Origin of the sequence: Streptomyces sp. TSRI0107 (assembly GCF_001905845.1) — a bacterium.
Classification (GTDB): Bacteria; Actinomycetota; Actinomycetes; order Streptomycetales; family Streptomycetaceae; genus Streptomyces.
Genome location: NZ_LIVZ01000001.1, coordinates 584665 through 598008, shown reverse-complemented (window position 1 = coordinate 598008; position 13344 = coordinate 584665). Strand labels below are relative to the sequence as shown.

Annotated in this window: 15 protein-coding genes; 9 read left to right on the top strand and 6 right to left on the bottom strand. The window is 70.9% G+C overall.

What is annotated here, in order from left to right; genetic code table 11:
• The gene (locus tag AMK31_RS02625) at nucleotides 1-1017 is read right to left on the bottom strand and encodes an aldo/keto reductase (RefSeq protein WP_073938648.1); all 1017 of its coding nucleotides are present in this window, start codon (nucleotides 1015-1017) and stop codon (nucleotides 1-3) included.
• Nucleotides 1018-1195: 178 nt separating this feature from the next.
• A complete protein-coding gene (locus AMK31_RS02620) occupies nucleotides 1196-2578 on the bottom strand; it encodes a glycine--tRNA ligase (protein ID WP_073938647.1) in 1383 nt (460 codons plus the stop codon).
• Nucleotides 2579-2753: 175 nt separating this feature from the next.
• Here AMK31_RS02620 and AMK31_RS02615 point away from each other — a divergent pair, with 175 nt between their 5' ends.
• The 4 genes from AMK31_RS02615 to AMK31_RS02600 are packed head-to-tail and all read left to right on the top strand — an operon-like array spanning nucleotide 2754 to nucleotide 5877.
• Nucleotides 2754-3707: a metal ABC transporter solute-binding protein, Zn/Mn family gene (locus AMK31_RS02615; protein WP_073938646.1), complete on the top strand. Its 954-nt coding sequence runs from the start codon at nucleotides 2754-2756 to the stop codon at nucleotides 3705-3707.
• A 14-nt stretch (nucleotides 3708-3721) separates the two neighbouring features.
• A complete protein-coding gene (locus tag AMK31_RS02610) occupies nucleotides 3722-4492 on the top strand; it encodes a metal ABC transporter ATP-binding protein (protein ID WP_107468513.1) in 771 nt (256 codons plus the stop codon).
• Nucleotides 4492-5394: a metal ABC transporter permease gene (locus AMK31_RS02605; RefSeq protein WP_073938644.1), complete on the top strand. Its 903-nt coding sequence runs from the start codon at nucleotides 4492-4494 to the stop codon at nucleotides 5392-5394. Before AMK31_RS02610 ends, AMK31_RS02605 begins: the two co-directional genes overlap by 1 nt.
• Before the next feature lie 60 nt (nucleotides 5395-5454).
• Nucleotides 5455-5877 carry a Fur family transcriptional regulator gene (locus AMK31_RS02600; protein ID WP_073938643.1) on the top strand — a complete coding sequence of 141 codons (423 nt, stop codon included), beginning with the start codon at nucleotides 5455-5457 and terminating at the stop codon, nucleotides 5875-5877.
• A gap of 27 nt (nucleotides 5878-5904) precedes the next feature.
• Here AMK31_RS02600 and AMK31_RS02595 read toward each other — a convergent pair whose 3' ends face one another.
• The 4 genes from AMK31_RS02595 to AMK31_RS02580 form a co-directional block, all read right to left on the bottom strand.
• Nucleotides 5905-6270 (bottom strand): hypothetical protein, encoded by a 366-nt coding sequence (locus AMK31_RS02595; RefSeq protein ID WP_143204197.1) that lies wholly within the window; start codon nucleotides 6268-6270, stop codon nucleotides 5905-5907.
• Nucleotides 6267-7100 carry an isoprenyl transferase gene (locus tag AMK31_RS02590; RefSeq protein ID WP_073938641.1) on the bottom strand — a complete coding sequence of 278 codons (834 nt, stop codon included), beginning with the start codon at nucleotides 7098-7100 and terminating at the stop codon, nucleotides 6267-6269. The genes AMK31_RS02595 and AMK31_RS02590 overlap by 4 nt, the downstream gene beginning before the upstream one ends.
• Before the next feature lie 33 nt (nucleotides 7101-7133).
• Nucleotides 7134-7880: a DNA repair protein RecO gene (gene recO, locus AMK31_RS02585; protein WP_073938640.1), complete on the bottom strand. Its 747-nt coding sequence runs from the start codon at nucleotides 7878-7880 to the stop codon at nucleotides 7134-7136.
• Between the two features lie 93 nt (nucleotides 7881-7973).
• Complete coding sequence (locus tag AMK31_RS02580; RefSeq protein ID WP_073938639.1) at nucleotides 7974-8198, bottom strand: hypothetical protein; 225 nt, start codon at nucleotides 8196-8198, stop codon at nucleotides 7974-7976.
• A 277-nt stretch (nucleotides 8199-8475) separates the two neighbouring features.
• On the opposite strand from AMK31_RS02580, the gene AMK31_RS02575 reads away from it, so the two are divergent.
• From AMK31_RS02575 to AMK31_RS02555, 5 genes are all read left to right on the top strand, one after another.
• A complete protein-coding gene (locus AMK31_RS02575) occupies nucleotides 8476-9003 on the top strand; it encodes a hypothetical protein (protein ID WP_073938638.1) in 528 nt (175 codons plus the stop codon).
• A 115-nt stretch (nucleotides 9004-9118) separates the two neighbouring features.
• A complete protein-coding gene (locus AMK31_RS02570; protein ID WP_073938637.1) occupies nucleotides 9119-9598 on the top strand; it encodes a cupin domain-containing protein in 480 nt (159 codons plus the stop codon).
• Nucleotides 9599-9694: 96 nt separating this feature from the next.
• Nucleotides 9695-11188: an alpha/beta hydrolase gene (locus AMK31_RS02565; protein WP_073938965.1), complete on the top strand. Its 1494-nt coding sequence runs from the start codon at nucleotides 9695-9697 to the stop codon at nucleotides 11186-11188.
• A gap of 128 nt (nucleotides 11189-11316) precedes the next feature.
• On the top strand, nucleotides 11317-12228 hold the full coding sequence (bla, locus tag AMK31_RS02560; protein WP_079186642.1) for a class A beta-lactamase: 912 nt from the start codon (nucleotides 11317-11319) through the stop codon (nucleotides 12226-12228).
• A 164-nt stretch (nucleotides 12229-12392) separates the two neighbouring features.
• Complete coding sequence (locus AMK31_RS02555) at nucleotides 12393-13328, top strand: dihydrodipicolinate synthase family protein (protein ID WP_073938634.1); 936 nt, start codon at nucleotides 12393-12395, stop codon at nucleotides 13326-13328.
• Nucleotides 13329-13344: the final 16 nt, after the last annotated feature.

The window sequence follows — 13344 nt, the reverse complement described above, 5'->3', positions numbered from 1 at the left end:
TCACCGCTCGCTGTCGAGGTGTTCCATCTGGGACTCGGGGTAGCGCGCGCCGGCCGCCGCGTCGGCGGGTACGGCCTTCTCGACGGCCGCGAGGTCGGCGGCGTCCAGGGTCACGTCCAGGGCGCCCAGGGCCTCGGACAGCCGGTTCCGGCTGCGGGCGCCGACCAGCGGCACGATGTCGTCGCCCCGGGACAGCACCCAGGCGATGGCGATCTGCGCGACGGAGACGCCCTTCTCCTCGGCGATCTTCCGCAGCGCCTCGACGAGACTCAGGTTGTGCTGGAGGTTGTCGCCCTGGAAGCGGGGCGACAGGGCCCGGAAGTCGTTCGCGGCGAGCTGCCGGTCGGCGGTGAAGTGGCCGGAGATCAGGCCGCGCGAGAGGACGCCGTAGGCGGTGATGCCGATGCCCAGTTCCCGGGTGGCCGGCAGGATCCGGTCCTCGATGCCGCGTGAGATCAGGGAGTACTCGATCTGGAGATCGGCGATGGGCGCGGTCGCGGCGGCCCGGCGGACGGTGTCGGCACCGACCTCGCTCAGGCCGATGTGGCGGACGTACCCCTGCTCGACCAGCTCGGCGATGGCGCCGACGGTCTCCTCGATGGGCACGGAGGGGTCGAGGCGGGCGAGCCGGTACACGTCGATGTGGTCGACGCCGAGGCGCTGGAGCGAATACGCGGCGAAGTTCTTCACGGCTTCCGGCCGGCCGTCGTAACCGAGCCAGCTGCCGTCCGGGCCGCGCAGCGCGCCGAACTTCACGCTCACCCGCGCCTGCTCGCGCAGGGCCGCGGGGGCGGTGCGCAGGGCCTCGCCGACGAGCAGTTCGTTGTGGCCCATGCCGTAGAAGTCGCCGGTGTCCAGGAGGGTGACGCCCGCTTCGAGCGCCGCGTGGACGGTCGCGACGGATTCGGCCCGGTCGGAGTCGCCGTACAGCGCGGACATGCCCATGCAGCCGAGGCCGAGGGCGGAGACCTGCGGGCCGGTGGTGCCGAGAGTGCGGGTGGGGATCGTCGTCGTCATACGTCCACCATGACATGACGACTGACAGATTTCAATATCTGTCAGTCGATACTTGTCACCCAGACCTCCGGGCAGCCACGTCACCTGTCAGCCGATGGATCCCCCTGGAAGCGCGAAGGCCCCCGATACAGGACCAATCGAGGGTCCGTATCGGGGGCCGGTGCGGAGGTGCGGAGGGTCAGCAGCCGATCAGGCGGCCGGCCAGGTAGCCCTCGATCTGGTCGAGGGAGACCCGCTCCTGCTTCATCGTGTCGCGCTCACGAACGGTGACCGCGTTGTCCTCGAGGGTGTCGAAGTCGACGGTGACGCAGTACGGCGTGCCGATCTCGTCCTGGCGGCGGTAGCGGCGGCCGATGGCACCGGCGTCGTCGAACTCGATGTTCCAGTGCTGGCGCAGGGCCTGGGCGAGGCCCTTGGCCTTCGGGGACAGCTCGGCGTTGCGGGACAGCGGCAGGACCGCGACCTTCACCGGGGCCAGACGGTGGTCCAGGCGGAGCACCGTGCGCTTCTCCATCTTGCCCTTGGCGTTGGGCGCCTCGTCCTCGACGTACGCGTCGAGCAGGAACGCCAGCATGGTGCGGCCGACACCGGCCGCGGGCTCGATGACGTACGGCGTCCAGCGCTCGCCGGCCTCCTGGTCGTAGTAGGAGAGGTCCTGGCCGGAGGCCTTGGAGTGGGCGCCGAGGTCGTAGTCGGTGCGGTTGGCGACACCCTCCAGCTCGCCCCACTCGCTGCCGCCGAACTGGAAGCGGTACTCGATGTCGGCGGTGCGCTTGGAGTAGTGGGAGAGCTTCTCCTGCGGGTGCTCGTACCACCGCATGTTCTCTTCACGCAGGCCCAGGCCGGTGTACCAGTTCCAGCGCTGCTCCATCCAGTACTCCTGCCACTTCTCGTCCTCGCCCGGCTTGACGAAGAACTCCATCTCCATCTGCTCGAACTCGCGGGTGCGGAAGATGAAGTTGCCGGGCGTGATCTCGTTGCGGAAGGACTTGCCCATCTGGGCGATACCGAACGGCGGCTTCTTGCGCGAGGTGACGTGCACCTGGGCGAAGTTGGTGAAGATGCCCTGGGCGGTCTCGGGGCGCAGGTAGGCGATGGAGCCGGAGTCCTGGGTCGGGCCGAGGTGGGTCGACAGCAGGCCGGAGAACTGCTTGGGCTCGGTGAACTGGCCCTTGTTGCCGCAGTTCGGGCAGTTGATGTCGGCGAGACCGTTCTCGGGGGCGCGGCCCTTCTTCTCCTCGTACGCCTCCTCCAGGTGGTCCGCGCGGAACCGCTTGTGGCAGGAGGTGCACTCGGTCAGCGGGTCCGTGAAGGTCGCGACGTGGCCGGAGGCGACCCACACCTCGGGGGCCAGGATCACGGAGGAGTCGATACCGACGACGTCCTCGCGCGACGTCACCATGTAGCGCCACCACTGGCGCTTGATGTTCTCCTTGAGCTCGACACCCAGCGGCCCGTAGTCCCAGGCGGCGCGCTGACCGCCGTAGATCTCACTGCAGGGGAAAACGAAGCCACGGCGCTTGCTCAGGCTGACGATGGTGTCGATCTTGTCGGCGGCCACGGTGCTCTCTTCATTACGACGACGGGCGACGAAGCGAGAATGCTTCAGAGCGAATGCTTCAGAGTACCGGCGTGGCCTCCCTCTCAATCAAATCGGTGCCCCCTTCCCGCATCGCTTCCGCGCAGCTCAGGCCGTTTGTTGACAATGGTTTCCATCTTGTCTGAAAATGACTGTCATGAACGTACGACGACAGCACATATCCGGGGTCGCCCTCGCGGCCGCCGCCGCCCTCGGCCTCGGCACCCTCACCGCCTGCTCCTCCGACAGCAGCGCTGCGGGCAACACGGACAAGTTCGACGTCGTCGCGTCGTTCTACCCGATGCAGTTCCTCGCCGAGCGGATCGGCGGGGACCACGTGAACGTCACCACCCTCACCGAGCCCGGCCAGGAACCGCACGACCTGGAGCTGAGCACCCGGCAGACCGCGAACCTCCAGGAGACCGACGCGGTCCTCTACCTCAAGGGCCTGCAGCCCGCCGTCGACGAGGCCGTCGCCCAGGCCGGCGTGGAGACGAAGATCGACGCGGCCACGCTGACCGAGCTGGAGGACCACGGCGGCGCCGGGCACGACCACGAAGGCGAGGAGCACTCCGAGGAGGAGGAGCACGCCGTCGACCCGCACTTCTGGGTGGACCCGGTGAAGTACGCCGAGGCCGCGAAGGGCGTCGGCGCCGCCTTCGAGAAGGCCGACCCGGACCACGCGGCCGACTACCGGAAGAACACCGACGCGCTGGTGGCCGAGCTCGGCGACCTCGACAAGCGGTTCACGGACGGTCTGAAGAACACCGGCACCAAGGTCTTCTTCACCAACCACGCCGCCTTCACCTACCTCGCCGAGCGCTACGGCCTCACCCAGGAGGCCATCTCCGGGCTCGACCCGGAGTCGGAGCCGAGCCCCGCCCGGATCAAGGAGCTGCGGGACGAGGCGAAGGCCGACGGCGTGACCACCGTCTTCTACGAGACGCTGGTCAGCGACAAGACCGCGAAGACCCTCGCGAAGGACGCCGGCCTGAGGACCGACGTGCTGGACCCCGTCGAAGGCATCACCGACAGGTCCGAGGGCGACGACTACTTCGAGGTCATGGAGTCCAACCTGGCCGCGCTGAAGACGGCCCTGGGCGCCAAGTGACCGCAATGGAGGCCATTGTGAGCGAGCCCGTCATATCCCTGCGTGGCGTCCGCGCCGAGCTGGGCTCGCGCCCCGTCCTGCGCGGCATCGACCTCCGCGTCTCGCGCGGTGAGGTCGTCGCGCTGCTCGGCGCGAACGGCTCCGGCAAGTCCACGGCCGTGCGCAGCGTGATCGGCCAGGTGCCGGTCAGCGCCGGTGAGATCGAGCTGTTCGGCACGCCCCGCCGGCGGTTCCGGGACTGGGCGCGTGTCGGCTACGTCCCGCAGCGCACCACCGCCGCGGGCGGCGTGCCCGCCACGGTGAACGAGGTGGTCTCCTCGGGCCGCCTGGCCCGCACCCGCTTCGGCGTCTTCCGCAAGGCCGACCGCGAGGCCGTACGCCGGGCCCTGGACCTGGTCGGCATGGCGGACCGGGCGGGCGACTCGGTGGGCGCGCTCTCCGGCGGCCAGCACCAGCGGGTGCTCATCGCCCGCGCGCTCGCCGCCGAACCGGAACTGCTGATCATGGACGAGCCGATGGCCGGCGTCGACCTGGCCAGCCAGGAGGTGCTGGCCGCGACCCTGCGCGAACAGGTCGCCCAGGGCGCCACCGTGCTGCTGGTCCTGCACGAACTGGGCCCTCTGGAGCCCCTGATCGACCGGGCGGTGGTGCTGCGCGACGGCTGCGTCCTGCACGACGGCCCGCCCCCGAAGGCGGTCGGCCAGCACGCGCTGCCCGGCCACGACCACGTCCATCCGCACGCGGCTCACGACGCCGAACCGATCCGGACGGGACTGCTGAGCTGATGGAACTCCTGAACTACGACTTCATGCAGCGAGCCCTGCTCGCCGCCGTCCTGGTCGGCATCACCGCCCCCGCGGTCGGCATCTACCTGGTGCAGCGCCGCCAGGCCCTGATGGGCGACGGCATCGGCCACGTCGCCATGACCGGCGTCGGCCTCGGCTTCCTGCTGTCCTGGTCGCCGGTGTGGATGGCGACGCTCGTCTCCGTGCTCGGCGCGGTCCTGATGGAGCTGATCCGCTGGTACGGCAAGACGCGCGGCGACATCGCCCTCGCGATGCTGTTCTACGGCGGCATGGCGGGCGGTGTGATGTTCATCAACCTCGCGCCGACGGGCTCCAACGCGAACCTCACCTCGTACCTCTTCGGCTCGCTCTCCACGGTGTCGGAGTCGGACGTCACCGCGATCTGCGTGCTGGCCGCGTTCGTGGTGCTGGTCACCCTCGGTCTGCGCCGGCAGCTCTTCGCGGTGAGCCAGGACGAGGAGTTCGCCCGGGTGACGGGACTGCCGGTGCGCGCCCTGAACCTGCTGACGGCGATCACGGCGGCCGTGACGGTGACGGTCGCGATGCGCGTGGTCGGCCTGCTGCTGGTGTCCGCGCTGATGGTGGTGCCGGTGGCCGCCGCCCAGCAGCTGTCCCGCAGCTTCGCGGCGACCTTCGCGATCGCCGTGGGGATCGGGGTGGCCGTGACCGTCGGCGGCACGGCGACCTCGTACTACCAGGACGTGCCGCCCGGCGCGACGATCGTGCTGCTGACCATCGGCGCGTTCGTGGTGCTGACCCTGCTGGCGGCCCCGCTCGCCCGGCGCAGAGCACGCGCCGCCGCTGCCGCGCAGCCGGCCGGGGATCCGATGGAATGCGCGATTCCGGCCAGCCGCCGGACCGGGGACGAGATCGGCGTCTGACCCCTGTCAGTCCGGGCTGGCACAATGGCCCGGACTGAAGCACGACGTGAGGAGGAACCGGTGACGACCGCTGGACCGCCTGTGAAGGGCCGCGCCACCCGGCAGCGCGCCGCCGTGGCGGCCGCCCTCGACGAGGTCGACGAGTTCCGCAGCGCGCAGGAACTGCACGACATGCTCAAGCACAAGGGCGACTCCGTCGGACTCACCACGGTCTACCGCACCCTCCAGTCCCTCGCCGAGGCCGGCGAGGTCGACGTGCTGCGCACCTCCGAGGGCGAGGCGGTCTACCGCCGCTGCTCCTCCGGCGAACACCACCACCACCTGGTCTGCCGCGCCTGCGGCAAGGCCGTCGAGGTGGAGGGCCCGGCGGTGGAGACCTGGGCGGAGGCCATCGCCGCCGAGCACGGCTATGTGAACGTGGCGCACACCGTGGAGATCTTCGGCACCTGCGCGGACTGCGCCCGGGCGGCGACGGAGGACTGACGGGGCCGCCGCCCTCGCGGGCGTGGTTCAGGGCAGCATGTCGCCGCGGTTCACACAGGTGTAGGACCCGTCGTCCGACCGCCCCACGCTGTCGTACGACCAGCAGTGCAGCATCGGCGCGAGCGTCCACATCCGCAGCGTCATGAGGCCCGCGAGACAGGCGACGGCGATCCACCCCGCGTACGACCGCCGGCCGGCCAGCGCGACGCCGCCCGCGGCCACCAGCGCGGCGAACACCAGCATCCAGACGACCACCGGGGCCATGTTCTCCCGCAGCCCCGGGAACGTCTCCATCTCGACCGTGCCGCCGAACGAGAACAGCACGACCAGCGCCGCGAACGCGAACACGGCGCCCGCCGCGCAGCCCCGGGCCACGGCGGGCACTCGGCTCAACTCTGCTCGCCCTCCATGGCCAGCAGCTCCTCGTTCGGGATGGCGCCGCCGAACCGCCGGTCGCGGGAGGCGAACTCGAGGCAGGCCCGCCACAGGTCACGGCGGTCGAAGTCCGGCCACAGCACGTCCTGGAAGACCATCTCGGCGTACGCGCTCTGCCACAGCAGGTAGTTGGAGGTGCGCTGCTCGCCGCTGGGCCGCAGGAACAGGTCCACGTCCGGCATGTCCGGGTAGTACATGTACTTCGAGACGGTCTTCTCGGTGACCTTGGACGGGTCGAGCCGCCCGGCGCGGACGTCCTCGGCGATCGCCTTCGCGGCGTCGGCGATCTCCGCGCGGCCGCCGTAGTTCATGCAGAAGTACAGGGTGAGCCTGTCGTTGTCCTTGGTCTGCTCCTGGGCGATCTGGAGCTCCTTGGCGACCGACTTCCACAGCTTGGGCATACGGCCCACCCAGCGCACCCGGATGCCCAGCTCGTCGAGCTGGTCGCGGGTCTTGCGGATGAAGTCGCGGTTGAAGTTCATCAGGAAGCGCACCTCGTCGGGCGAGCGCTTCCAGTTCTCCGTGGAGAAGGCGTACAGGGAGATGGCCCCCACACCCATCTCGATCGCGCCCTGGAGCACGTCCAGCACCCGCTCGGCACCGACCTTGTGCCCCTCGGTGCGCGGCAGCCCGCGCTCCTTGGCCCAGCGGCCGTTGCCGTCCATGACGATCGCGACATGGTTCGGCACCAGCTCGCCGGGGAGCTTCGGCGGCCGCGCGCCGGACGGGTGCGGCTCCGGCGTCCTGTACTCGCGGCGCTGGCGCCCCAGGAACCCGCGTACGACCATGTGCGTCTCGTCTCCCTCTTGCTCGCTGTGGTGCTACTTCTCGACGTACCGAAGGGAACGCAGCCCGCGCTCCAGATGCCAGTGCAGGTAGGCGGACACCAGCCCGCTGCCCTCCCGGACGTACCGCGGCTCGCACGCGTCCGCGGTCTCCCAGTCTCCCGTAAGCAGCGCGGAGAGCAGTTCCAGGGTCCGGGGGGAGGGTACGACGCTGCCGGGCACCCGGCAGTCCACGCAGACGGAACCGCCGGAGGCGACCGAGAAGAAGCGGTTCGGACCGGGCATCCCGCACTTCACGCAGTCGCTGAAGCTGGGCGCGTAGCCGTTGACGGCGAGGGAGCGCAGCAGGAAGGCGTCGAGCACGAGATGCGGCGCGTGCTCGCCCCGGGCGAGCGTGCGCAGGGCGCCCACCAGCAGCAGGTACTGCTGCACGGCCGGCTCGCCCTCGTGGTCGGTGAACCGCTCGGCGGTCTCCAGCATGGCCGTACCGGCGGTGTACCGAGCGTAGTCGCTGACGATCGCACCGCCGTACGGCGCGATGGTCTCGCTCTGCGTGCACAGCGGCAGCCCGCGCCCCACCAGCTCACTCCCGCGCGCGAAGAACTGCACGTCGACGTGGGAGAAGGGTTCCAGACGCGCCCCGAACTTCGACTTCGTGCGCCGCACGCCCCGCGCCACCGCGCGTACCCGGCCGTGACCGCGTGTGAGCAGCGTGATGATCCGGTCCGCCTCACCCAGCTTCTGGGTGCGCAGCACGATGCCGTCGTCGCGGAACAGACTCATGGCCTCATTCTCCCGCACGCCGGCACCCCGGCGTGCCGGGTACCGTCAGGGCGCCCGCGCCCCACGCGTCGCCCTACGTCGTCTCGCGCCCCGTCAAGGGACCTCTCCCCGGCTGCGCGCGTTGGCGTAAGCGGTGGCGGCGCGCAGGCGCTCCGCGGCGGTCGCGAGGCGTACGGCGCCCGGCTCCGCGTCCCACTCCCTGCCGCCGCCGTACGGTCTCAGCTGTACGTAGGGTCCCTCGTGGCCCATCACGATGCCCACCTTTCCGGTGCGGGTGTCGACGACGTACGAGCCGATCGGCGGCTTCGTCGGTGTCATTGGATTCCGGCCTTTTCGTGCGGTTCGCATGTCCTGCGATCGGCGTTCTGCCTCCACTGGCTCCCCTGCGTGATCGGGTTTCACTCTTTCCGTCTCCACCACGGCCCGCTCGCCCTAGACTCGACGGGAGCTTGTGCGCGAAGCGCGCCAAGTGCGCTGCGGCGCCGCGAAGTCCGTTCGCGTGATGCGCCCGCCCACCCACCTGCCACCCGACATCCGGACGGCACTCTCACGACCACGTTTTGAACGTGTTCAAATTCAGGCGTACGCTGCCGGCATGAGCGATGCGAGCGGCAGAGCCGCCCTCCTGAAGGGCATCCGTGCCTGGTTGGTCCTCTTCGTCGTCTGCCTGGTGCTCAGCGGCGCCACGGCCTTCCCGCTGGTGCACGAACTGCGGTGGGCGGAGAGCGCGCTGCGGGCGCTGTCCGCGCCGGAGTACGCACCCGGCCTGACGCACTGGATCGAGCGGGTGCGGGACGGGCTCGACGCCGTCGACGCGCGCTACCCGTTCGTCCTCTACGGCACCGACTGGCTGGCGTTCGCCCACCTGGTCATCGCGGTCGCCTTCTACGGGCCGTACCGCGACCCGGTCCGCAACATCTGGGTCGTGGAGTTCGGGATGATCGCCTGCGCCGGAATCGTCCCGCTCGCGCTGATCTGCGGGCCGATCCGGGGGATCCCCTTCTGGTGGACGGTGATCGACATGTCGTTCGGGGTGTTCGGGGTGATCCCGCTGTACGTCGTGCGCGAGAAGATCAAGCGGCTGGCGCGGCTCGCCCCGTACACGCCGCCGGCGGCCGTCTGAAACTCCGGTCCTACGTCCGACGTCCTCGGCCCACCGTCCTCTCGGCGGATGCGGGAACGGGCTCGCGCGGGTCAGAGTGGTCCGGCAAACACACGTAACGATCAAGGGGGACCGCATGTCCTATCCGGAGCCGCGCTATCTGGGTGAGAACGGTGAGATCAGCGCCGTGTTCAGAGGTGCCGACACGCCGCCCGACGTGGTCTCGCCCGGGGGCACCGTCACCCACTACCTGGCGAGCCACGCCACCACGGACGGCGAGTTCGGGCTCTACAAGGTGGACATGGGGCCGAAGGCGCCGGGTGCGAAGACGCATTTCCACCGGGCCATCTCCGAGTCCTTCTACGTGCTGTCGGGAGAGCTGCGGCTGTTCGACGGGGAGCGCTGGGTGACCGGCCGTCAGGGCGACTTCCTGTACGTGCCGCCCGGTGGGCTGCACGCCTTCAAGAACGACTCCGACGACCCGGTGTCCATGCTGATGCTGTTCACGCCGGGCGCGCCGCGCGAGGAGTACTTCGAGCGCGTCGCGGAGTTCGCGCAGCGCGGCGGGGAGGAACTCCGGGAGTTCCAGGTCCGGCACGACAGCTACTTCCTCTGAGGGTGACCCTGAGAAGGGATGTTGGGGTAAACCCCCGGAGACTTAAGGAAGTTGCCCGGATGTGAGGGGCGGTGGGGATCGGCGAGGCTCGTGGGCATGAAGAAGACCACGTCCTACGCCGGCCTAGTCGCCGCCTCCGCCGCCGCCCTGCTGTTCTCCGGGCTCACCGTCCCCTCCACGGCCGCCTCCGCGACCGCCGCCGCGCGCTCGTCCCTCGACTGGGGCGAGTGTGCCGGCGGGGCGCCCGATCCCCGGCAGCGGTGCGCCACCGTCGAAGTGCCGATGGACTACTCCGATCCGGACGGCGAGAAGATCGACATCGTCGTCTCGCGGATCCCGAGCGAGAAGCCGTCCGCTCGGCGGGGCGTGCTGCTGCTGATCCCGGGCGGGCCCGGCGGGTCCAGCCTCGACGACCCGTCGAAGAAGGGGCAGAGACTGCCGCAGGGCGTACGGGACGCCTACGACCTGATCGGGTTCGCGCCGCGCGGACTAGCCCCGTCCACCTCCGTGAGCTGTGGACTGGAGTACGGCGACCTCGCGCTGTCCAGGCTGCGGCCCTGGCCCGCGCCCGACGGCTCCGTCGCCGGGAACATGGCCGACGCCCGGCGCATGGCCGACGCCTGCGCCCGCAACGGCGGCGAACTGATCGAACACCTCAGCACGGCGAACGAGGCCCGCGACCTGGATCGTGTGCGAGCCGCCCTGGGTGAGCGGAAGGTGTCCGCGTGGGGGGTGTCGTACGGCACGTACGTCGGCGCCGTCTACAGCCGGCTGTTCCCTCACCGCACCGACCGGATCGTGCTGGACAGCAACGACGACCCCGACCCCTCGCGGGTCGCCCGCGCCTGGCTCGCCGGGCACGAGCAGGGCGTCGAGGACGTGTTCCCCGAGTTCGCGAAGTGGGCGTCGGAACCCGGCAACCCGCACCGAGTCGCCGAGACGGCCGCCGAGGTTCGGCCGCTGTTCCTGCGGCTGGCCGCGCGCCTGGACTCCGAGCCGATCCCCTGGCCGGGCGCCAACCCGGAGGAGCTGAACGGCAACGTGCTCCGGCAGACCATGCTGGACAGCCTCTACTCCCCCGCCCGCTTTCCGGAGCTCGCCCGGCTGATGCTGGCCGCCGAGAAGGGGACGGTGCCGCCCGCACCGCCGGCACCGCCGGAGAAGGTGCTGCAGAACGTCGCCGCCGTCGGCGCGGGGACGCTGTGCAACGACGTGGCGTGGCCCGAGGACCCGGCCGTCTACCAGAAGGCCGTCGACGAGAGCCGCGCCCGGTATCCGCTGACCGCCGGCATGCCTCGCAACGCCATGCTGTGCGCCGCCTGGCCCTTCACACCCAAGGAGCCGGCCGTGCGGATCACCGACCGGGGGCCGTCCAACATCCTGCTGATACAGAACGAGCGGGACGTGGCCACGCCGCTGGGCGGCGCCCTGAAACTGCGCGCGGCCCTCGGTGACCGTGCCCGCATGGTCACCGTCGACGCCACCGGCCACAACGCCTACCTGGCGTACGGCAACGCCTGCGGCGACGCCATCGTCTCCCGCTTCCTGGCGACGGGCGAGCGGCCGGAGAAGGACGTGTACTGCGACTAGCGGGCGGAGAAGCGCGGAGAAGCAGGCGGAGCCGCCGCAACCGCCGGGCCGGGCGACTGCGTCGATCATGGAAGGACGTCCAGTCCCCGTCCCCGTCTCCGTCTTGTCCCCGAGCGAAGGAGCCCGACATCTTAAGCCGCAAGCCGTCGTCCCCGGCGACGACGACCACCCGACGCACCCTTCTCGCCGCCGGCGCGGCCGGTGCCGCCGCGCTGCTCACCCCGGCCCCGGCACACGCCACGGCCCGGCCGGCCGGTGTGACCGCACGCCTGCGCGACCTGGAGCGGCGGTACGACGCCAAGCTGGGCGTGTACGCCCACAACCTGGGCACCGGCAAGACCGTCCGCCACCACGCCGACGACCTGTTCCCCATCTGCTCCGTCTTCAAGACCCTCGCGGCGGCGGCCGTCCTGCGCGACCTGGACCACGACGGCGAGGTCCTCGCCCGTCGGATCCACTACACGGAGGCCGACCTGGTGGAGGGCTCCGACGAGACGCGCAAGCACCTGGCGGAGGGCATGACGATCGCCGAGCTGTGCGACGTCACCATCCGGTACAGCGACAACGCCGCCGGCAACCTGCTCCTGCGTGAGCTGGGCGGCCCCACCGCGATCACCCGGTTCGCCCGTTCACTCGGCGACCGGGTCACCCGCCTGGACCGCTGGGAGACGGAGCTGAACTCGGCGGAGCCGTGGCGGGTCACGGACACCACGAGCCCGCGTGCGATCGGCCGCACCTACGCCCGTCTCGTCCTCGGCGACGCACTCCCCCGCCACGACCGCGCCCTGCTCACCCGCTGGCTGCTGAACAACACCACCAGCGACGACAGGCTGCGCGCCGGCGTCCCGTCCACCTGGACGGTCGCCGACAAGACCGGCGGCGGCTCGTACGGCACCAACAACAACGTGGGCATCGCCTGGACCCCGGACGGCACACCGGTCGTCCTGGCCGTCCTGTCGAGGAAGTCCGACCCGGACGCCGTGCGGGTGAACGCCCTGATCGCGGACACGGCGAAGGTGCTGACCGAAATCCTCGGTTAGCCCGGCGTCATCCGTGCGGCTCACGACGGGGCGGGCGCCACCCGGATGCCCGGTTTCACGGCCGGGTCACTGCCCGGCCGCCGCTTCCGCTGTCACCATCCGGTGGAGGAGACCGAGCCGACCGGCGACCTGGTGCGCCGGTCCCGCCAGCCGAGGGAGCTGCCATGACGATCCCCGCCCCGCTCACCGGTGTGGTCCCGCCCGTGTGCACCCCGCTGACCCCGGACCGCGAGGTGGACGTGGCCTCGCTGCACCGGCTGCTCGACCATCTGACGGCGGCCGGGGTGCACGGGCTGTTCGTGCTCGGGTCCACGTCGGAGGCGGCGTTCCTGACGGACCGGCAGCGCGAACTGGTGGTCGCGGAGACCGTACGGCACGCGGGCGGGCGGCTGCCGGTGCTGGCCGGTGCGATCGACATGACCACGCCCCGGGTGCTGGAGCGGGTGGCGGCGGTGGCCGCGGCGGGCGCGGACGCGGTCGTGGTCACCGCCCCGTTCTACGCCCGCACCCATCCGGCGGAGATCGCCCGCCACTTCCGTCTGGTCGCCGGCGCCTCCCCCGTCCCGGTCCTCGCCTACGACATCCCGTCCGCCGTCCACAGCAAGCTGCCCGCCGGCCTGGTCCTGGACCTGGCCGCCGAGGGAGTGCTCGCCGGGCTGAAGGACTCCAGCGGCGACCTCGGCTCCTTCCGCGAGGTCGTCACCGGCGCCCGGACCCGCCCCGACATCACCGGGTTCAGTGTCCTGACCGGCTCGGAACTGTTCGTCGACGCCGCCTTCGCCCTGGGCGCGGACGGCGCGGTCCCCGGCCTCGCCAACGTCGACCCGCACGGCTATGTCCGCCTCGACCGCCTCTGCCGCACCGGCGACCACCCGCGCGCCCGCACCGAACAGGAACGGCTGTGCGCCCTGTTCGGCATGGTCCACGTCGGCGACCCCGCCCGCATGGGCCCGTCCTCCTCGGCCATCGGCGCCTTCAAGGCCGCCCTCCATCTGCGCGGCGTCATCGCCTGCCCGGCGACGGCGGAGCCGCAGGTGCCGCTGTCCGCGGCGGAGGTCGAGCGGGTGGGGAAGTTCCTCGCGGCGGCCGGGCTGCTCTAGGGGGTGTCTCGGCGAG